We start from the raw sequence: 18831 nt of genomic DNA on the forward strand, positions 1-18831 counted from the left end.
GATGTAGTCGAGCAGCGAGGTCTTGCCGTGGTCGACGTGGCCCATCACGGTCACGACCGGCGGACGGGTCTGCGCCTCGGCATTCGTCTGCTCCTCAGCGCCCTCGATCAGCAGTGCTTCGGGGTCGTCCAGCTTGGCAGCAACCGCCTGATGGCCCATTTCCTCGACCACGATCATCGCGGTCTCCTGGTCCAGGACCTGGTTGATCGTGACCATCTGGCCGAGCTTCATCATCTGTTTGATGACCTCGGCGGCCTTCACCGACATCTTGTGCGCCAGATCGGCCACGGAGATGGTTTCCGGCACGTGCACTTCGCGCACCACCGGTTCCGTCGGTGCCTGGAAGGCGTTGCGATTGTCGTCGCCGTGACGGTTGCGGCCACCCTTGGAACCCGCACGCCAGCCGTCCACACCACCGCCGGTGTCGCCGCGCGTCTTCAGACCGCCGCGCTTGCCACCGCGGGAATCTTCCTGCCAACCCGACTTGCCGCGGCCACCCTTCTTGTCGCCGGACGGTGCGGCCGCAGGTGTAGATACCGGTGCAGCAGCCTTCTTGGCAGCGGGAGCGGTGCGCGCTTCGCCCGCCGGCTTAACCGGCTTGTGCAGCGTGCCCGATTGCTCGGCCTTCTTCGTTTCTTCGGCCTTGCGCTCGGCAGGCGTCTTCAGCACGCGCGCCGGCGCGTTCATCATTTCGCGAATAGCGCGCGCCTCGGCCTCGGCAGCTTCGCGGCGCTTGCGTGCAGCGTCCTCTTCAGCCTTGATCTTGTCGGCGGCAACGCGGGCCTCGTCGGCGGCCTTCTGCGCGGCTTCGCGCTCGCTCGCCAGACGTGCGGCGTCCTCCTCGGCCTTGCGGCGCGGGGCTTCGTCCGACGCTTCGGCTGCGGCGCGGGCGGCTGCAGCTTCTTCCTCCGCCTTCTTGGCGGCGAGTTCAGCCTGGCGCTTCTGCTCCGCTTCGGCAGCTTCCTGGCGCGCGCGACGCTCGGCCTCTTCGCGCTCCATCGCTTCCTGGCGCGCCTTGAGCTCGGCTTCCTGGCGGGCCAGCAACTCGGCCTGACGGCGTTGTTCTTCCTCGCGGCGCGCCATCTCTTCAGCATCGACCACCGGAGCAGCCGGTGCGGCTTCCGCGTCCGCGGCCGCCGAAGTCGGCTCATCACGCTTGACGAGCACGCGCTTCTTCTTGACTTCCACTTGCACGGTGCGCGTCTTGCCGGTGGCATCCGCCTGGCGGATCTCGCTGGTTTCGCGTTTCGTGATCGTGATCTTCTTGCGCGCGCCATCCTCGGCGCTGCCGTGTGCTCGCTTGAGATAGTCGAGCAGACGGGTCTTGTCCGATTCGGTGATGACGTCTTCCGGCGTCGCCTTTTGCACGCCCGCGGCCTGCAATTGTTCCAGCAGCGCCGATGCGCTACGGTTCAATTCGCCAGCGAGTTGGGCAACTGTTGTGCTTGCCATTCAAACCCTTTCGATGCTTGGTTTCAGTGAGGATTGCGATAAACGATCAACGTTTATGCGACTCACGAAAACCAGTGTTCACGCGCCTTCATGATCAGCGCCTTGGCCTGTTCTTCGTTGACGCCGGTCATTTCGACCAGTTCGTCTACGGCCAGCTCGGCCAAGTCGTCACGCGTCTGGATGTTCCCCTCGGCCAGCTTGCCGATCAGCTCCGGGGTCAGCCCCTCGAGGTCGCGCAGGTCTTGCGACACCTTCTCGACCTTTTCTTCCTTCGCCAGCTCCATCGTCAACAGCACGTCACGGGCGCGGTTGCGCAGCTCGTTGACGGTGTCTTCGTCGAACGCTTCGATTTCCAGCATTTCCTGCAGCGGCACGTAGGCAACTTCCTCGAGCGAGCTGAAGCCCTCTTCGATCAGGATGTCGGCCACTTCCTCGTCCACGTCGAGCTTGTCCATGAACAGCTTGCGGACCACGGAGCTTTCCTCGGCCTGCTTCTGTGCCGATTCGGCCGGCGTCATGATGTTGATCTGCCAGCCGGTCAGCTCGGACGCCAGGCGAACGTTCTGGCCACTGCGGCCAATGGCCACTGCGAGGTTTTCCTCGTCGACCACCACGTCCATGCTGTGCTTTTCTTCGTCAACGACGATGGACTGCACCTGCGCCGGCGCCAGCGCACCGATCACGAACTGCGCCGGGTCTTCCGACCACAGGACGATGTCCACAGCCTCGCCGCCGACTTCATTGCGCACAGCCGTCACGCGCGTACCGCGCACACCGACGCAGGTGCCGATCGGGTCGATGCGCTTGTCGTGCGCGACGACCGCGATTTTCGCACGCACGCCCGGGTCACGCGCAGCGGCCTTGATCTCGAGCAGGCCCTGTTCCATTTCAGGCACTTCGTTCTCGAAGAGCTTGATGAGGAACTCGGGGCACGTGCGCGAGAGCTCGATCTGAGGGCCGCGTGCGCTGCGGTCGACGTTCAGGATGTAGGCACGCACGCGGTCGCCGGTGCGCAGATTTTCCTTCGGGATCATCTGGTCGCGCGTCAGCAGCGCTTCGACGCGGCCGGATTCGACGATCAGGCCCTTCTTGTCGGCACGCTTGATGGTGCCGGTCATGATCTTCTCGCCGCGATCCAGGTAGTCGTTCAGGATCTGCTCGCGCTCCGCATCGCGGATGCGCTGCAGGATCACCTGCTTTGCCGCCTGGGCGCCAATGCGGCCAAACTCCACCGACTCGATCTGCTCTTCGATGAAGTCGTCGACATTGATATCCGGGTCCTGCTCCCGGGCTTCGAACAGCAGGATCTGCTTGTCCGGCTCCTGCAGCCCAGCATCGTCGGGAACGACGAGCCAGCGGCGGAAGGTTTCGTGTTCGCCCGACTCACGGTCGATCGCCACGCGCACATCCACGTCTTCTTCAAAGCGCTTCTTGGTCGCCGAAGCCAGTGCAGCTTCCAGCGCCCCGAACACCACATCCTTGTCGACGTTCTTTTCGCGCGCAAGCGCATCGACGAGCAACAGAACTTCGCGGCTCATTGCTTGTTCCCTTTGTTTCGATTTCCTTTGAAGTCCAGCACGGGCACGAGCCGGGCGCGGTCGAGTTCCGACAGCGTGAATTCCAGCAGCGCCGGGCCATCCTTGCCCTCGAATTCGAGGCCGATCCGTTCCTGGCCGGGCTCTCCCGTCGGAGCCTGAACGATTCCCGTGAAATTCTTCTGCCCACCCACCGGCAGGCGCAGCGTCACCTTGGCCTCGAGGCCTGCGAAACGCGTGAAGTCGGCCAGTGTGCGCAGCGGGCGGTCCAGCCCCGGCGAGGACACTTCGAGCCGCTCGTAGTTGACATTTTCAACTTCGAACACACGCGTGAGCTGATGGCTCACTTTTTCGCAATCTTCAATGACGATGCCGCGTTCCGCCTGATCGATATACACACGCAGCAACCCTGCCGGCGCGCGTTCCACTTCCACCAGCTCATAACCCATGGCGGCGAGGGTTTTCTCAATCAGATCAGTCAGATGCACGTTTTTCCTGAAGAATGTCCCGGTATTGCCAACCTGCCGAAGCAAAAAAAAATGGGCGCAACGCCCATATCATTCGCCCATCTTCTGCAGGATGACCTTTGATTAGACTCGCATTGTACTGCGTCTTGTGGCAAAACGCAAAAGTTGCCCACCATGGCTGCTCGGGCGGGCGCCGTGGCGAATTCCGCACACAACGCCCTTCAACGCCATCTCAGCGCTTGCCGCCACGTTTGCCGCCGCGAGCCTTGTTGCCGTTCGGCATGCCGCCGCCTTTTCCGCCCGGGCGCTTGTTGCCTGGCACGCGGTTTCCGTCTCGCATCGCCCCGCCTGGGCCGCGCCCGTCCGGGCGGCCGCCCATGCGGGTGCGCGCAGTCAGCGTGGTGGGGCCGCCCACGTTGATGTAGCCCATCGAGGTCTGCATCGGATCAGGCTGCCGGGGGCTGGACTGCCGGCGTTGCGGCGGCAGCGCGCGGTTGCCGTTCTCGATCCCGAGGCCGCGCGACTGGAAGTTCGCTTCGCCGGTGAAGCCGGAAGACATCGGCCCCATCAGCACGGGCGCCGGCTGGCGGCGACGATTGCCCTGGCGGTTCTGCTCACCGGAGCCGGCCGCGGGCACCTTCATGCCTAGCGTGCTCATCAGCGTACGCACGTCCTCGGCCGGCACCTCCTGCCAGCGTCCCCGCTTGAGGCCGCGCGGCAGCACGAAGCTGCCGTAGCGCGTGCGGATCAGCCGCGACACCGTCAGGTTGACCGCCTCGAACATGCGCCGCACTTCGCGGTTGCGGCCTTCGGTCAAGGCGACGTGATACCAGTGGTTGACACCCTCGCCGCCGCCGTCAACACAGCGCAGGAAGTTCGCTTCGCCATCCTGCAGCTGGATGCCGTGAAGCAATTTCTGGCGGTCGGTTTCCGTCAGCTCACCAAGCGTGCGCACCGCGTATTCGCGCTCGACGCCGTACCGCGGGTGCATGAAACGGTTCGCAATATCGCCGGAGGTGGTGAAGATCAGCAGCCCTTCGGTGTTGAAATCCAGGCGACCAACGGCGACCCACTTGCCGGTCTTCATGCGCGGCAGCGCGTCGAACACGGTCGGACGGCCTTCCGGATCGGACTGGCTGACGATTTCGCCGGCCGGCTTGTGGTACAGCAGCACGCGCGGCGGCTTGTTGGGCAGCTTGCGCTGGATGAGCTTGCCGTTGACCCGCACCTGATCGGTCGGAAGGATACGCTGACCGATGTGCGCTGGAAGCCCGTTCACGGAAACACGGCCCTGCAGGATCAGGTCTTCCATGTCGCGGCGCGAGCCCAGGCCGGCATCCGCCAGGATCTTGTGCAGCTTGGGGGCGTCGTCCTCGGCGGTGAGCTCCCGGACCTTCGGGGGCTGCGGATTGCCGCCCGCGTCGGTCTCGGAGTCATACGCGCCCGAAATCACATACTGGAAGACATCCTCGGCGCCCTTGACACCCTTGGGGCCCTTGCCGCCGCGGTTCTGGTTCTGCGCTCCAGCCTTGCCCTGCGGCTTGCCGCTGCGGTTTTGACCCTTGGCGCGGCCGCCCGCGTTCTTGCCAGCCGCGCCCTCGGTACGCTCGGCGCCTTGCTGGCCATCGTTCTGGCGACGGCGGTTCTTGCCGAAGCGGCCCCGCGGGCCCCTGCGCTCGTCCTGGCCCTCGGCTGATGCAGGCTCGGGCTGCGCAGCGCCCTCTGCTGCCGCCACCTCAGCGGGGGCTTCCTTGGGTTTCCGCGTGCGCGGCGCGCGGCTCTTGCGCGGCTGCGCCGACTGGTCGGCATCGGGCGCAGCGGCAGCATCCGCCCCCTCACCTTCCGGGCGGCTGTCCTGCTGCTGGCGTCGCGAAGCGACAAGGTTGCGCAGACCGCGGCGCAGTCCCTTGCGACGAGGCGCGGACGATTCGGCGCCGTCGCTGCCTTCTTGTCGGGGCGGCTGCGCGTCGGCGTCGGCCGGCATACGTGTATCCATGGAATCTGGCTCGGTGCTCACAACGTCTTTCAAATTTGGGGGTTCAGGCCACGCGCCGACTGAGCGGCTGGCGCGGCATTAAGAGTGTTCGTTGGCGGGGGCCGAAGGTGCCTCCGCCATTGCCTTGTGTTCGTCGACCGGCGTGTCTTCATCGACTTCCGGCTCAGGTTGCGCTGCGGCGTCGGCCGGCATGGCCACATGGGCGGCCTCCGCTTCTGCCTGCGCTTCGGGCACCGCTTCGGCGACGGCCTGTTCCGCCTCGGCCACGCCCGACGATTCGGCCGCCTCGATCGCCTCGACCGTCGGGCCCGCGTTGGCGGCGCCGTCATCCGGCGCCCCGTTGACGAGCGCCGTCAGCTCGTCCACTGCAGCCGCGCCGCCCGCGCCACCGTCGAACTCGATGGCGCCTTGCTCCAGCAGACTGGCTTGCGCCTGGGCACGCGCATCTTCGAGCGGCGGCAGCTCGTCGAGCGAACGCAGGCCCAGGTCGTCGAGGAATTGCTTGGTGGTCGCGTACAGCGCCGGACGGCCAGGCACGTCACGATGGCCGATCACCTCGATCCAGCCGCGGTCTTCGATCTGCTTGATGACCTGCGTGTTGACCGTCACGCCGCGGATATCTTCGATGTCCCCCCTGGTAACGGGCTGGCGGTAAGCGATGATCGCCAGCGTTTCCATCACTGCACGCGAATACTTGGGCGGCTTTTCCGGATGCAGGCGATCAAGGTACACGCGCATCTCGGGGCGGCTCTGCAGGCGCCAGCCGGAGGCCAGCGCAACGAGCTCCACACCGCGATTCAGCCAGTCCTGTCGCAGTTCTTCGAGCAGCACGCGGATCGTGTCTGCCGAGACGTCCTCGTCGAAGAGCTTGCGCAAGTCATTGACTCGCAACGGGTCCTGCGCGCAGATCAGCGCGGTCTCGAGGACGATCTTCGCCTCTTGGGTATTCATCGGGTTGAGCGGCTCGTCATTGCTCGCGCGCGGCCGGTTGCCGTCACGCTTGAGGTTTGTCGTCCCACCGCGAAGCACGCGGCATTTCTGAATGCTGTTGCCCACCCGGGCCCGGCGCGCGAGGCCCAATGACGCCATTGGGCCTTGCACCGAAACGCAGTGGCTGTGCCCGCAAAATAGGGCCGGAGGAGCGAGTTGATCCGGTGCCGGTCAGGCACCACAAGGGCAATTTCTTCCGCCGCCGCGAGGGGCGGATACTGCGCCGGGCGGCCGCCAACGAAGAATGGCGGCTTGCCCGAATCGACTGTCCAGGGCGGCCTCTCGCGGCCTTTGCGCTGGATGGCATCGCTGGGCGCCGCGCTTGGCATTGTTGATGTGCGCGGCTGGCGAGTCGAATTGTTGTCGATTGTAGGGCAATTTCGCGCGGCGCCGCAACCACGAAGATCTTGAGCGCCCATCCCCTGCGCCGGATGGCGGTTGGCCCGTGCTTCAAACGGCTACAGCACAAGACAAAAGCCGTGTGAAGAAAGCATCTCGGGCAGCCACATCGCACGCGCAAGCCCCGCGAGGCCAAATGCGGCAATGGCGGCGGCGGCCAGGCGGCGCGCCCAGCGCCTGCGTGAGAACTCGCGTGCCCAGCCGGCCACGCCCGACATCAACAGCAGGTTGGGCAGTGTGCCGGCACCAAAGGCGAGCATGACGATCGCGCCCGACGCCGCGTTGCCAGCCAACAACGCTACAGCCAATGTGCCGTACACCATGCCGCAGGGCACGAGGCCCCATGCCAGGCCCGTGACGTAGCGCTGCACGAGCGGCGGTTGCCCGCGCAGCTTGGCACCCAAAGCTGCAGCCACGCCAGATACGCTGCCGGTCAGCCGGCCGAGCACGCGCTCGAGCCGCGAACTGCGCCACGCATCCCCGCCCGATCGCACAAGCAGCAGCAACCCGTAGGCAAGCAGCAATGCGCTGGCGAACGCAAACAGACCGCGCTGAATGGGCAGCCACTGCTGGCGCCAGACCGTTGCACCCATCGCTCCCATGGCCGCACCGAGCACGCCGTACATGGTCAATCGTCCGGCATGCATGACTGCCTGCTCAAACCACAGGCGGCGGCGCGAGACCACGCGCACCACCACGCCACGCTCTGCGGCCAGCGCGATACCACCGCACATCGCCACGCAATGCACGCCGCCCAGCAGCGCAATCAGGAAGACACTCGTGAGGACAGCCGCCGTCATTTTTCTGAGGTAATTTTGATATGGCGCAAGGTTGGTGTTTTACCGCGACAAATCCGCGGCAAATCGTGCGCTTTACGGAATGGGAGCTGCCCGATAACGGGGAGGCCGCCGCTATAATGGGCGCCAGTTGCGCCAAACGCATTACTCATCCCGACCTCCTGATAATCACAATCACTGCGCCCTGTGCTCACACGAATCGCCCTCTCCGACCAAGCCTCGCGTTGTTCCACCTGCGTTCTCGGGCAAATCTGCCTGCCGGTGGGAATGAGCTCGGATGACGTGCGCAAAATGGACGAACTCGTCGAAGAGCGCATCCGCATCAAGAAAGGACAGACGCTCTACGCGCTCGGCGAGCCGCTCGAAGCGGTGTATGGCATCCGTTTCGGCACGCTCAAGACGCATGTGACGCTCGAAGACGGGCGGCACCAGATCACCGGTTTCCATCTGCCGGGCGAGATCGTCGGGCTGGACGGCATTGGCGAGATGCGGCACGTATCGGACGCCACGGCACTCGAAGACACCGAAGTGTGCGTCGTGCGTTACGACGACCTGCAACAGCTCTCGCGCCGACTGCCCTCGCTGCAGCATCAGTTCCTGCGCATCATGAGCAAGGAGATTTCGCAGGATCACCTGATGCTGCTGACACTCGGTTCCATGCGCGCGGAAGAACGGCTGGCGGCGTTCCTGCTGAACCTTTCCAAGCGCTCGGCGCAGCGCGGTTATTCTTCGACCGAGTTTGTGCTGCGCATGAGCCGCGAAGAGTTGGGCAGCTATCTGGGCTTGAAGCTCGAAACCGTGAGCCGGCTGTTCTCGCGCTTTGCCGAGGCCGGGCTCATCCAGATCCGCCAACGCCACGTCAAGCTGATCGACCTGGCAGGCCTGCGCCAGGTGATGAGCGGCCAGGCTGCCTAAGCTGCCACTCACCGCCCGCCCCTCTTACACGAGCGGGTGTTCATGCGCTTCGAGTTTGCCGATGCCCGGCGACACGTACAGCGTGAGCGCGCTCGACAATCCGCACAACAGCCAGAACACGAAGAACGACACGGTATAAACGGCCTCGTCTGATACCGTGATCTGCTCGCCAAAGAAGCTCAGGTCGGCCGGGTTCACGACCGCGAACACGACCAACTCGGCCAGCGCGGCGCACAGGAACGCCGGCCACAGGATCCACATCAGCAGCCGACGCTTCATCGAGCGCCTCCGCGAACGTCATGGACCGGCACCGCGACAGGCTTTTCGACGACGAGCCCGCGTCGCACCACGTTGTCGTGGATCACCGCATCCGGGTGCGATGCCGCCAGCCAGATGGTCACGCCGCAGCCGATCATGGCAACGAACGGGCCGGCCATCAGGAGCCACGGCCAGGGTTCGCGCCACCACGGCCGGGCGGACGAGGAAGATTGCGTTGCATGCATCGTTGCCTCCTGTTGAGATGCCGCCTCAGCGCGGCACGATGAAACTGGACGGCTCGCGCAGCACGAGGCTGTGGCTGTCATTGTCTGCGTGGATGACAAACTGAATCTTGTGTGAACCGGGAGCCGTGTCATCAGCCGGTCGGCGCACGCGCACCGGCAGCAGACGGTTGGCCGCGGGAGGCAGCACCAACGTGGTGGATTCCCCCCGAGCGCCCTGCACGTCGAGTTGCGGCAACCCTTCTGCGGCAATGGTCACGTGCAGCGGCTGCTCGGAAGCGTTCATCAATTGGAGGCGATAGACGTTCTCGATCTTGCCGCCATCCACTTCGCGCGCGAGCGCACCGCGATCGCGGATGACGTCCACCTTGAGCGGTTGACGCATGGCCAGCGCAGCAACAAAGCCGGCGACGAGCACCACCATGATGGTCGCGTACACCAGCACACGCGGGCGCAGCATGTACCGGCGAGCCTCCTTCGGGTTGAGCCCCTCGAGCATGGCCCGCTCAGACGTGTAGCGGATCAGGCCGCGCGGATAGCGCATCTTGTCCATGACCTGATCGCACGCGTCGATGCAGGCACCACACCCGATGCACTCGTACTGCAAGCCCTGGCGGATGTCGATGCCGGTCGGACACACCTGCACGCAGATGCTGCAGTCAACGCACGAACCCAGGCCTTGCGCTGCAAAGTCGGCATTGCGCGAACGGCTGCCGCGCGGTTCGCCGCGCTGCGTGTCGTAGGTCACGACGTAGGTGTCGCGGTCGACCATCACGCTCTGGAAGCGTGCATACGGGCACATGTAGCGGCACACCTGCTCGCGCATGAAACCGGCATTGCCCCACGTGGCGAAGGCGTAGAACAGCATCCAGAACATTTGCCACGGCCCGAGCGAGAGCGTCCACACCTGCAGGCCCAGTTCGCGGATCGGCGTGAAGAAGCCGACGAAGGTGAAGCCCGTCCATAGCGCGATCAGCAGCCAGGCGGCGTGCTTGGCTGCCTTCAGGCGCAGCTTGCGCAGGCTCCAGCGCTCGCCGTCGAGCCGGATGCGGGCGAAGCGGTCGCCTTCGATGCGCCGCTCGATCCACATGAAGATTTCGGTGTAGACCGTCTGCGGACACGCATAGCCGCAGAAGAGCCGCCCGGCCACCGCCGTAAACAGAAAGAGCCCCAGCGCGGACAGCACCAGCAGCACCGTCAGGTAGATCACGTCCTGCGGCCACAGCACGAGGCCGAACAGGTAGAACTTCCGTGCGCCCAGGTCGAACAGCACCGCTTGGCGGCCATTCCACTGGAACCACGGCAAGCCATAGAAGACGGCCTGCGTGGCGAGCACCAGCCAGACGCGCCAGCGGGCAAACGCCCCTGTCACCGCGCGCGGGTAGATCTTGCGCCTGACCTCATAGAGCATCTGCTCGGTCGGGCCTTCGTCTGCGCCCGCGGCTGCAGTGGCCGGCGCCATGGGGCGCCAGGCGGCTTCCCGATCGCTCATGGCCGTGCGCCCGCGCCCGTGTTCGACAGGCCCCACACGTAGGCGGCGAGCATGCGGATCTTTTCGGGGGACAGCAGGTTCTCGTGTGCCGGCATGGTGTTGCTGCGGCCCTTAAGGATGGTCTCGACGATGGTCGCTTCGGAACTGCCGTACAGCCACGTGCGGTCGGTCAGGTTGGGCGCGCCCAGTGCCTGGTTGCCCTTGCCGGTGGCCATGTGGCAGGCCGCGCAGACGGACTTGAACGTGGGCTCGCCGCGCGCTGCCTTGATCGGGTCGTACGACAGGCCCGAGAGCGAGCGCACATAGTTCGCCACATTCACCGCCTGGTTGGCATCGACCACACCAGCCAGCGACGGCATCGTGCCCTGCCGCCCCTTGGTGATCGTCGTCAGGATCGTGTCCGGATCGCCGCCGTACAGCCAGTCGTTGTCGGTCAGATTCGGGAAGCCCTTGGAGCCGCCGGCGTCGGAGCCGTGGCACTGCGCGCAGTTGTTCAGGAACAGGCGCTGGCCGATCTCGTGCGCCTGCGGGTCTGCGGCGATCTGCTTGATGTCCATGCTCGCGTAGCGCTCGTAGACGGGCCGTACCTGCGCATCGGCCGCGGCCCGATGCGCGGCCAGCTCGCCACGCGTGGAGAACCCGAGCACGCCGCCATAGGCACCGAGCCCTGGATAGAGGATCAGGTACGCCACGGCAAAGATGCACGACAGCAGGAACATCCACATCCACCAGCGCGGCAGCGGATTGTTCAGCTCGCGCAGGTCGCCGTCCCATACGTGACCGGTATCGTCGCCCGCCTTCTGCCCCGGGGCGATCTGGATACGCCGCTGCGAGAACAGCAGCCACACGCACCACGCGATGCCCACCAGGGCTATCGCCGCGATGTAGTACCCCCAGAAATCGGAAATGAAGTCGCTCATGATTGGGTGTCCTTATTGACGCGGGTGCGACGCATCGATGCGCGCCCCGGCGACCTCAGCCTCATCAGGCAGCATGAAGGGCAGCATCGCCGATTCGGCATTGGCGGCGCGACGATGCGCCGAGAATGCCCACCAGGAGATGCCCACGAACAGCACCAGAAACACTGCCGTAGCGATTGCACTCAACATGGCCATGGTTTACTCCTTTGCCGCCACCGTGGACGGCGCGGCGGCTGCGGCCACATCGCCCACGTTGCGCAGTTCCACGCCGAGGCCCTGCAGATAGGCCACCACGGCGTCTTCCTCGGTCTTGCCGGCAAGCTGCTCGCGTGCACCGGCAATCTGCGCATCGGTGTACGGCACGCCAAGCTGGCGCAGCACATGCATCTTCGTTTCGATGTCGCGGTTGTCGAGCGGCGTCTTGGCAAGCCACGCGTACGACGGCATGTTCGACTCAGGCACCACCTCGCGCGGGTCGCGCAGGTGGATGCGATGCCAGTCGTCGGAATAGCGCTGGCCCACCCGCGCCAGATCCGGACCGGTACGCTTGGAGCCCCACAGGAACGGGTGATCGAACACCGATTCTCCGGCCAGCGAGTAGTGCCCGTAGCGCTCGGTCTCCGCACGCAGCGTGCGCACCTGCTGCGAGTGGCAGCCGACGCAGCCTTCGCGGATGTAGATGTCGCGCCCGGCCAGCCGCAGCGGCGAATACGGCGCGATGCCCTTGACCGGCTCGGTGGTCGAATGCTGGAAGAACAGCGGCACGATCTGCACGAGCCCGGCAATGCTGACGACGACGAGCGTCAGCGCGATCAGCAGACCGACGTTTTTCTCCAGTGTCTCGTGCGAGAAGAACTTCTTGGATGCGTTGCTCATGTTCGTCTCCTCACTGTGCCGCGACCAGCGGTGCCTGCGCGGGTTGAGGAATGGGTGCGTCGACCGCCTTGCTGCCCTGGATGGTCTTGAACACGTTGAAGGCCATCAGCAGCATGCCGCCGAGGAAGCACAGCCCCCCGAGCAAGCGGATCACGTAGAACGGATACGTTGCCTTCACCGCTTCGACAAAGCTGTAGGTGAGCGTACCGTCGGCCTCGGTGGCGCGCCACATCAGGCCCTGCATCACACCGGCAACCCACATGGCGGCGATGTAGAGCACCACGCCGATGGTCGCCACCCAGAAGTGCACTTCGATCAGGCGCGTGCTGTACATGCGCTGCTGGCCGAACAGGCGCGGAATCATGTAGTACATCGAGCCGATGGTGATCATCGCCACCCAGCCCAGCGCGCCGGAGTGCACGTGGCCGATGGTCCAGTCGGTGTAGTGCGACAGCGCGTTGACGGTCTTGATGGACATCATCGAGCCCTCGAACGTCGCCATGCCGTAGAACGACAGCGCCACCACCAGGAACTTGAGGATCGGATCGGTGCGCAGCTTGTGCCAGGCACCCGAGAGGGTCATGATCCCGTTGATCATGCCGCCCCACGACGGCGCCAGCAGAATCAGCGAGAACACCATGCCGAGCGATTGCGCCCAGTCCGGCAGCGCGGTGTACTGCAGGTGGTGCGGGCCTGCCCACATGTAGGTGAAGTTCAGCGCCCAGAAGTGCACGATCGACAGACGGTACGAATAGATCGGGCGCTCCGCCTGCTTGGGCACGAAGTAGTACATCATCCCGAGGAAGCTGGTGGTCAGGAAGAATCCCACCGCGTTGTGGCCGTACCACCACTGCACCATCGCGTCCTGCACGCCCGCATAGGCCGAATACGACTTCCACAGCGACACCGGCAGTTCTGCGTTGTTGACGATATGCAGCAGTGCAATCGTGATGATGTACGCGCCGAAGAACCAGTTCGCCACGTAGATGTGCTTGGTCTTGCGTTTGACGATGGTGCCGAAGAACACGATGGCATAGGCCACCCACACCACGGTGATGAGGATGTCGATGGGCCATTCCAGTTCGGCGTATTCCTTGGAACTGGTGATGCCCAGTGGCAGCGTGATGGCCGCTGCCAAGATCACCGCCTGCCAGCCCCAGAACGTGAACGCCGCGAGCTTGTCGGAAATCAGCCGCACCTGGCACGTGCGCTGCACGACGTAGTACGACGTGGCAAACAGCGCGCTGCCGCCAAACGCAAAGATGACGGCATTGGTATGCAGCGGACGCAGCCGGCCGTACGTCAGCCATGGCACGCCAAAATTCAGTTGCGGCCAGATCAACTGGGCCGCGATCAGCGCACCGACCGCCATCCCGACGATGCCCCACACGATCGTCATGATCGAGAACTGGCGCACTACGCGGTAATTGAAGGTCTGGGTGTGCCGCAACGCGCTGGACGATTCCATGCTTGCTCCCCAAGAGTGTTGGTGTAATACGACCATGTTAAGAAGCGGGCGGCCACCCGGCCTTGACGTGCATCAAGGCTGCGGGCCACGCGCTGTCAAGAAGTTCCATCTCGCGACACGGCGTCGCGCGCAGGCGTGTCGGGGTCGAGCAGGATCGATTCAGCGGGGGCCCGGAGGTCGTCGTACTGGCCGGAACCCACAGCCCACCACAGCGCACCGACGATCGCCGCCACCAGCATCAGCGAGAGCGGAATCAGCAGAAGCAGCGTTTCCATGAGCCCGCCTAAGCCGCGCGTGACAGGCGCCACGCGTTGAGCGCAACCAGTAGCGACGACACCGACATGCCGATGCCCGCAGCCAGCGGCGAGAGCCACCCGAGCGTGGCAAGCGGGATGCTGATCGCGTTGTAGGCGAACGCCCAGCCGAGGTTCTGGCGCACCACGCGCATGGTGCGGCGTCCGATCGATATGGCTTCACTGATGGCGACGAGGCGCGGCTCCGTCAGCACGGCGTCCGCGCCGGCCTGCGCGAGCGGCGCGCCCGAGCCGATCGCGATGGAGACCTGCGCCTGCGCGAGCAGCGGCGCATCGTTGATGCCGTCGCCCACGGCCAGCACGTGTGCGCCTCGCGCCTGCAGCCTGCGCACATAGGCACGCTTGTCTTCAGGGCTGGCACCGCCGACGGCATGGTCGATGCCAAGGCCGTTCGCCCACCACTGCACGGTTTGAGGCGAATCACCCGACACCAGATGCAGGCACAGCCCCTGCGCACGCAGCGCGTCGAGGCAGGCACGCGCATCGGCGCGCGGCACATCGGCCAGCGTGAAGCGCGCCAGCGGCAACCCGTCGCGGCCAAGCCAGACCGACGTGCACGCCGCATCGGGCGGTGCCTCCTGCATCGGCGGTTCGCAGCCATAGCGCAGCGAGCGCGGGGGCTCATCCGCATAACGCCGTGCCGCGAACGACCGCACACCCAAGCGCATCGTGCTGTCTCCGACACGGGCGTGGACGCCCTGTCCAGGCACGTTTGTCACTGCCGACACCTCGGGCTCGGCAGCCCATCCGGACGCGGCCGAGCGCAGCGATTGCGCGATCGGATGGTTTTCGGATTGCTCCATGGCCGCGGCTATCGCGAGGCACGATTCCGCATCGACGTCGGCGAAGGTCTCGATGCGCACCAGGCGCAGTCGGCCTTCGGTGAGCGTGCCTGTCTTGTCCAGCAGCACATCGGTGACGGCGGCGAGGTGTTCGATGGCGTGGCCGCGCGTGACCAGCACACCGCGCCGCGCCAGCGCTCCACTGGCTGCTGCCAGCGCAGAAGGCGTTGCCACCGACAGCGCACACGGACAACTCACCACCAGCACCGCCACCGTGACGGCAAACATGCGTGACGGGTCGATCCACCACCACGCCACTGCAGCCAACAGCGCCCAGCCGAGCACGACCGCCACAAAGCGCCCCGCTACCCGATCGGCGAGTTCCGCAATGCGCGGCTTGTCAGTCAACGCACGTTCGAGCAGATCGACAATCGCGGACAGGCGCGTCTGCGCTCCAACACGCCCCACGCGCACGCGAATGGCACTGGCCACGTTGTAGCTGCCGGCCAGCACCGTCGCACCGACATCGCGCGGTTGCGGCAGGCTTTCACCGGAGAGGAGCGATTCGTCGATCTCGGTAGCGCCCCGCTCAATGGCGCCGTCGGCCGGCAGGACTTCGCCGGCGCGCACTTCGACGCAATCGCCCGGCTGAAGCAGCGCCACCGGAATGGTCTCGAGGGCGCCTGTCGCCGCGTCGATCCGTCGGCACGTGGCCGGCAACTGGCGCACCAGCGCTTCGGCGCCGGACACTGCGCTCTGCCGGGCGCGCAGCTCGAGATAACGCGCCGCGAGCAGGAAGGCGACGAACATCGTCACCGAGTCGAAATACGTTTCACCGTGGCCGCGCACGGTGGCCAACACGCTCGCGCCAAAGGCGGCGCCGATGCCGAGCGCGACCGGCACATCCATGCCGACATGCGCGTGGCGGAGTTGCTGCCACGCACTGACGAACATCGGCCGCGCCGAAATCAGCATCACGGGCACCGTCAGCGCAAGGCTTGCCCACTGCATGAGGCGCGTCTGGCTAAGCGGAATATCGCTACCATGCAGATACACCGGCCACGCATACATCATCACCTGCATCATCCCGACCATGGCAATGCCCAGGCGGATCAGCAGGCTGCGGCGCTCACGGGCCTCGGCCGTGCGGCGCACCGAGGGCTGGTCCGGCCATGCCTCGTAACCGACGTCCGCAATGGCGGCAAACACGCTGGACAACTGCGTGGCGCCGGCATCGCAAACGATGCGCGCACGTTCCGTGGCGTAGTTCACGGTCACGTCACGCACGCCCTTCACCTGCGACAACGCACGCTCGATGAGCCAGACGCAGGCCGCGCAACGCATGCCGACCAGGACGAGAGCCAGTTCTTCCGTGCCATCAGCACGCGCACGCACGAAGCGTTCGCGCATGACCGGCAGATCATAGGTCGCCCACACGGCTTCGGCCTCGGTGCGGCGCTCGCCGTCGATCGGCTTGGCAAATGCGATGGGGCCGTCGTAGACGTGCCCCATGCCGGAGGCGTGCAGCGTCTGTGCGACGACCTGGCAGCCGGCGCAGCAGAAGTCGCGCCGCTGTCCGGCGATATCAGCGCGCAGCGGAGCCGCCCCTTCCAACGGCGCCGCACAGTGATAGCAAGCGACGCTCGAGGCCCCCGCAAGGCGAAGCGACCCTCCGCCATCGACCGGCAGGGAGGGGCTGGGGGCAAGGGTGGTCCTCATGATGAAGACCATGCTAGCGGGCCCCGGCGTGCTGGCCCTTGATGCGTATCAAGGCTTGTCGATTCAAGGCGTGGGAGCATTTGCGGCGATTACTGCACTCGCCGCGGCTGGTCACCCTCACGCAAGAATGAATCGGCGCCTATAGTAAAAAACTGCACCGGGCAAACAGGAGGGCGCGACGTGGCAACCGAATTCAGCCTGTACAACATCCACTGTGAATGGGGCGAGCACGGGGCCTCTGCCCTGGCGCCGCACTGCGACGCAGTCATCGTGGTCGACGTGCTGTCGTTCTGCACCTGTGTGGACGTCGCCGTGGCGCGCGGCGCACGTATCTATCCATACCCCTGGCGAGATGGCAGTGCAGAAACGTTTGCCCGGCGCGCCGGCGCCATGCTCGCGGGCAATAACCGGAGCCAGCCGGGCTATACGCTCTCGCCGGCGTCACTGCGTGGACTGCCGGCGGGCAGCAGCCTCGTCCTGCCGTCCCCCAACGGGGCAACGCTGGCGCTGGCCACGGGTTCCACGCCGACATTCGCGGGCTGCCTGCGCAATGCGCGCGCAGTGGCGGAAGCCGCTTCGCGCCTGGGCCGGCGCGTGGCGGTCGTCGCTTCGGGCGAGCGCTGGGCGGACGGCAGTCTGCGCCCAGCCCTTGAAGACTGGCTCGCAGCCGGGGCCATCGTGCATCACCTGTCGGAAACGGTGGCGGGCTTCCTGCCGCAGGCGCTGTCGCCCGAGGCGCTGGCGGCGCGCGCGATCTACCGTGAAGCATCGCAGACCGGCATGATCAAGACGTGGCTGCTCGATTCGGTGTCCGGCCGCGAACTGTGCGAACGCGGCTTTGCAGAAGACGTGACCATCGCTGCGCAGACCGACGTGAGCGACTTCGCGCCGATGCTCGTGGAAGGCGCATTCCGCAACGTAAACCGCAAGACCGAGCGCGCGCCGCAAGATTTCTTTGGCGCGAGCCTGCGCCCGGCCCCGGTGCCGCCGTCGCACCGCAATCCGCCGCTGCCGCACTGACCGGCCGGCACGCGGCGGCGGAGGTGCCGTCAGGTCAGTGACGTATCGATGTCGCGCCGCGGCGACTCGAGGTATTCGCGCGACTGCATCTCGATGATGCGCGAGACAGTGCGATGGAACTCGTGGGCCATCTGGCCCTCGGTGTACAGCTCGTCGGCGGGCACCTCGGCCGACATCAGCAGCTTGACCTTGTGGTCGTAGAACACGTCGATCAGCCAGGTGAAGCGGCGCGCCTCGGACGCCATGCGCGGCGTCATCTTCGGCACATCGGCCAGGATGACGGTGTGAAAGCGCGAGGCGATCTCCAGATAGTCGTTCTGCGAGCGCGGCCCGCCACACAGCGTGGCGAAATCGAACCACACCACGCCTCCCGCCTTGCGCTGGGCGCGGATTTCGCGATGTTCGATATGCAGTACCGGCGATTCGTCCGGCACTTCGGCCACGGCGGCAAACGCATCGCGCAGCGCCGAGTTGGCCTTGGCGCCCAGCGGGGTGTGATACGCCTGCACCTGCTCCATCGCGCGCTTGCGGTAGTCGACGCCGGCGTCGACGTTCAGGATGTCGAGCTTCTCCTGCAGCAGCGCAATCGCGGGCAGGACGCGTTCGCGGTGCAGCCCGTCGGGGTACAGCTGGTCAGGCCGATAGTTCGACGTCATCACGAACTGCACGCCGTTGGCGAACAACTGGTCCAGCAAGCGGTGCAGGATCATTGCATCGGCCACATCGCTGACGTGGAACTCATCGAAGCAGATCAGCCGGTACCGCTTTGCGATGCGGCGTGCGAGTTCGTCCAGTGGATCGGCGCGACCGCGCAGCTCCTCCAGCTGACGATGCACCTCGCGCATGAACTCGTGAAAGTGCAGCCGCGTCTTGCGCACCACGGGCACGCAGCTGTAGAACGCGTCCATCAGGAACGACTTGCCGCGCCCCACCCCGCCCCACATGTAGACGCCGCGCGGCAGGTCCGGACGCACCAGCATCTTGCGCAGGGCATTGGAGCGCCGAGCCTTGTAGGCGACCCATTCGTCGTAGCACTGCTGCAGGCGATCGACGGCACGCTGCTGCGCCTCGTCGGGCTGGTAGCCCCGTGCCTTCAGTTCCTGTCGGTAGGTTTCCTGGACGTTCATCTGCTTGAAAGTGCGTAGCGCCGGCCTTTTAGCGGCTCAAATGGACCGATGCCCGGCATCTT

Annotated in this window: 18 protein-coding genes; 2 read left to right on the forward strand and 16 right to left on the reverse strand. The window is 65.5% G+C overall.

The window, feature by feature from the left end; translation table 11 throughout:
- The 6 genes from A6M56_RS14405 to A6M56_RS14430 all read right to left on the reverse strand — a co-directional run.
- Positions 1 to 1452, reverse strand: a 1452-nt coding sequence (locus tag A6M56_RS14405; protein WP_286758206.1) for a translation initiation factor IF-2 N-terminal domain-containing protein, incomplete at its 3' end; no start/stop codon positions are given.
- 62 nt (positions 1453 to 1514) lie between these two features.
- Entirely contained in the window at positions 1515 to 2990 is a 1476-nt protein-coding gene (gene nusA, locus A6M56_RS14410) for a transcription termination factor NusA (RefSeq protein WP_045786652.1), read from the reverse strand.
- Positions 2987 to 3475: a ribosome maturation factor RimP gene (rimP, locus tag A6M56_RS14415; protein ID WP_045786651.1), complete on the reverse strand. Its 489-nt coding sequence runs from the start codon at positions 3473 to 3475 to the stop codon at positions 2987 to 2989. The genes nusA and rimP overlap by 4 nt, the downstream gene beginning before the upstream one ends.
- Positions 3476 to 3686: 211 nt before the next feature.
- The gene (locus A6M56_RS14420; RefSeq protein WP_045786650.1) at positions 3687 to 5438 is read right to left on the reverse strand and encodes a pseudouridine synthase; all 1752 of its coding nucleotides are present in this window, start codon (positions 5436 to 5438) and stop codon (positions 3687 to 3689) included.
- 90 nt (positions 5439 to 5528) lie between these two features.
- Positions 5529 to 6401, reverse strand: coding sequence for an SMC-Scp complex subunit ScpB (scpB, locus tag A6M56_RS14425; protein WP_102080245.1), 873 nt, complete (start codon positions 6399 to 6401; stop codon positions 5529 to 5531).
- Between the two features lie 497 nt (positions 6402 to 6898).
- Positions 6899 to 7639 (reverse strand): sulfite exporter TauE/SafE family protein, encoded by a 741-nt coding sequence (locus tag A6M56_RS14430; RefSeq protein WP_045786649.1) that lies wholly within the window; start codon positions 7637 to 7639, stop codon positions 6899 to 6901.
- A 183-nt stretch (positions 7640 to 7822) separates the two neighbouring features.
- Here A6M56_RS14430 and fnr point away from each other — a divergent pair, with 183 nt between their 5' ends.
- On the forward strand, positions 7823 to 8551 hold the full coding sequence (gene fnr, locus A6M56_RS14435; RefSeq protein ID WP_082062820.1) for a fumarate/nitrate reduction transcriptional regulator Fnr: 729 nt from the start codon (positions 7823 to 7825) through the stop codon (positions 8549 to 8551).
- Positions 8552 to 8575: 24 nt separating this feature from the next.
- Here the strand turns inward: fnr and A6M56_RS14440 are convergent, their stop codons facing one another.
- From A6M56_RS14440 to A6M56_RS14480, 9 genes are all read right to left on the reverse strand, one after another.
- On the reverse strand, positions 8576 to 8830 hold the full coding sequence (locus tag A6M56_RS14440) for a hypothetical protein (RefSeq protein WP_045786647.1): 255 nt from the start codon (positions 8828 to 8830) through the stop codon (positions 8576 to 8578).
- Entirely contained in the window at positions 8827 to 9054 is a 228-nt protein-coding gene (locus A6M56_RS14445; protein WP_045786646.1) for a FixH family protein, read from the reverse strand. The genes A6M56_RS14440 and A6M56_RS14445 overlap by 4 nt, the downstream gene beginning before the upstream one ends.
- A gap of 25 nt (positions 9055 to 9079) precedes the next feature.
- Positions 9080 to 10543, reverse strand: a complete 1464-nt coding sequence (gene ccoG / locus A6M56_RS14450) for a cytochrome c oxidase accessory protein CcoG (RefSeq protein WP_045786645.1) — start codon at positions 10541 to 10543, stop codon at positions 9080 to 9082.
- On the reverse strand, positions 10540 to 11463 hold the full coding sequence (ccoP, locus tag A6M56_RS14455; RefSeq protein ID WP_045786644.1) for a cytochrome-c oxidase, cbb3-type subunit III: 924 nt from the start codon (positions 11461 to 11463) through the stop codon (positions 10540 to 10542). The genes ccoG and ccoP overlap by 4 nt, the downstream gene beginning before the upstream one ends.
- A gap of 12 nt (positions 11464 to 11475) precedes the next feature.
- Positions 11476 to 11658 (reverse strand): cbb3-type cytochrome oxidase subunit 3, encoded by a 183-nt coding sequence (locus A6M56_RS14460; RefSeq protein ID WP_045786643.1) that lies wholly within the window; start codon positions 11656 to 11658, stop codon positions 11476 to 11478.
- Between the two features lie 3 nt (positions 11659 to 11661).
- On the reverse strand, positions 11662 to 12339 hold the full coding sequence (gene ccoO, locus A6M56_RS14465; RefSeq protein ID WP_045786642.1) for a cytochrome-c oxidase, cbb3-type subunit II: 678 nt from the start codon (positions 12337 to 12339) through the stop codon (positions 11662 to 11664).
- 10 nt (positions 12340 to 12349) lie between these two features.
- A complete protein-coding gene (ccoN, locus tag A6M56_RS14470; RefSeq protein ID WP_045786641.1) occupies positions 12350 to 13807 on the reverse strand; it encodes a cytochrome-c oxidase, cbb3-type subunit I in 1458 nt (485 codons plus the stop codon).
- Positions 13808 to 13902: 95 nt separating this feature from the next.
- Entirely contained in the window at positions 13903 to 14082 is a 180-nt protein-coding gene (gene ccoS / locus A6M56_RS14475; RefSeq protein WP_045786640.1) for a cbb3-type cytochrome oxidase assembly protein CcoS, read from the reverse strand.
- A gap of 8 nt (positions 14083 to 14090) precedes the next feature.
- On the reverse strand, positions 14091 to 16622 hold the full coding sequence (locus tag A6M56_RS14480; protein WP_045787839.1) for a heavy metal translocating P-type ATPase: 2532 nt from the start codon (positions 16620 to 16622) through the stop codon (positions 14091 to 14093).
- A gap of 180 nt (positions 16623 to 16802) precedes the next feature.
- Between A6M56_RS14480 and A6M56_RS14485 the strand changes: the two genes are divergently transcribed.
- Entirely contained in the window at positions 16803 to 17642 is an 840-nt protein-coding gene (locus A6M56_RS14485; RefSeq protein WP_102079691.1) for a 2-phosphosulfolactate phosphatase, read from the forward strand.
- Between the two features lie 29 nt (positions 17643 to 17671).
- Here the strand turns inward: A6M56_RS14485 and zapE are convergent, their stop codons facing one another.
- Positions 17672 to 18769, reverse strand: a complete 1098-nt coding sequence (zapE, locus tag A6M56_RS14490; protein ID WP_045786638.1) for a cell division protein ZapE — start codon at positions 18767 to 18769, stop codon at positions 17672 to 17674.
- Positions 18770 to 18831: the final 62 nt, after the last annotated feature.

Source organism: Ralstonia sp. RL, assembly GCF_001683835.1.
GTDB lineage: Bacteria > Pseudomonadota > Gammaproteobacteria > Burkholderiales > Burkholderiaceae > Ralstonia > Ralstonia mannitolilytica.

Coding starts and splice junctions, on each gene's coding strand:
- nusA (WP_045786652.1), bottom strand. CDS start 2,990: ATGAGCCGCGAAGTTCTGTTGCTCGTCGATGCGCTTGCGCGCGAAAAG.
- A6M56_RS14420 (WP_045786650.1), bottom strand. CDS start 5,438: ATGCCGGCCGACGCCGACGCGCAGCCGCCCCGACAAGAAGGCAGCGAC.
- scpB (WP_102080245.1), bottom strand. CDS start 6,401: ATGAATACCCAAGAGGCGAAGATCGTCCTCGAGACCGCGCTGATCTGC.
- A6M56_RS14430 (WP_045786649.1), bottom strand. CDS start 7,639: ATGACGGCGGCTGTCCTCACGAGTGTCTTCCTGATTGCGCTGCTGGGC.
- A6M56_RS14440 (WP_045786647.1), bottom strand. CDS start 8,830: ATGAAGCGTCGGCTGCTGATGTGGATCCTGTGGCCGGCGTTCCTGTGC.
- A6M56_RS14445 (WP_045786646.1), bottom strand. CDS start 9,054: ATGCATGCAACGCAATCTTCCTCGTCCGCCCGGCCGTGGTGGCGCGAA.
- ccoG (WP_045786645.1), bottom strand. CDS start 10,543: ATGAGCGATCGGGAAGCCGCCTGGCGCCCCATGGCGCCGGCCACTGCA.
- ccoP (WP_045786644.1), bottom strand. CDS start 11,463: ATGAGCGACTTCATTTCCGATTTCTGGGGGTACTACATCGCGGCGATA.
- A6M56_RS14460 (WP_045786643.1), bottom strand. CDS start 11,658: ATGGCCATGTTGAGTGCAATCGCTACGGCAGTGTTTCTGGTGCTGTTC.
- ccoO (WP_045786642.1), bottom strand. CDS start 12,339: ATGAGCAACGCATCCAAGAAGTTCTTCTCGCACGAGACACTGGAGAAA.
- ccoN (WP_045786641.1), bottom strand. CDS start 13,807: ATGGAATCGTCCAGCGCGTTGCGGCACACCCAGACCTTCAATTACCGC.
- ccoS (WP_045786640.1), bottom strand. CDS start 14,082: ATGGAAACGCTGCTTCTGCTGATTCCGCTCTCGCTGATGCTGGTGGCG.
- A6M56_RS14480 (WP_045787839.1), bottom strand. CDS start 16,622: ATGAGGACCACCCTTGCCCCCAGCCCCTCCCTGCCGGTCGATGGCGGA.
- zapE (WP_045786638.1), bottom strand. CDS start 18,769: ATGAACGTCCAGGAAACCTACCGACAGGAACTGAAGGCACGGGGCTAC.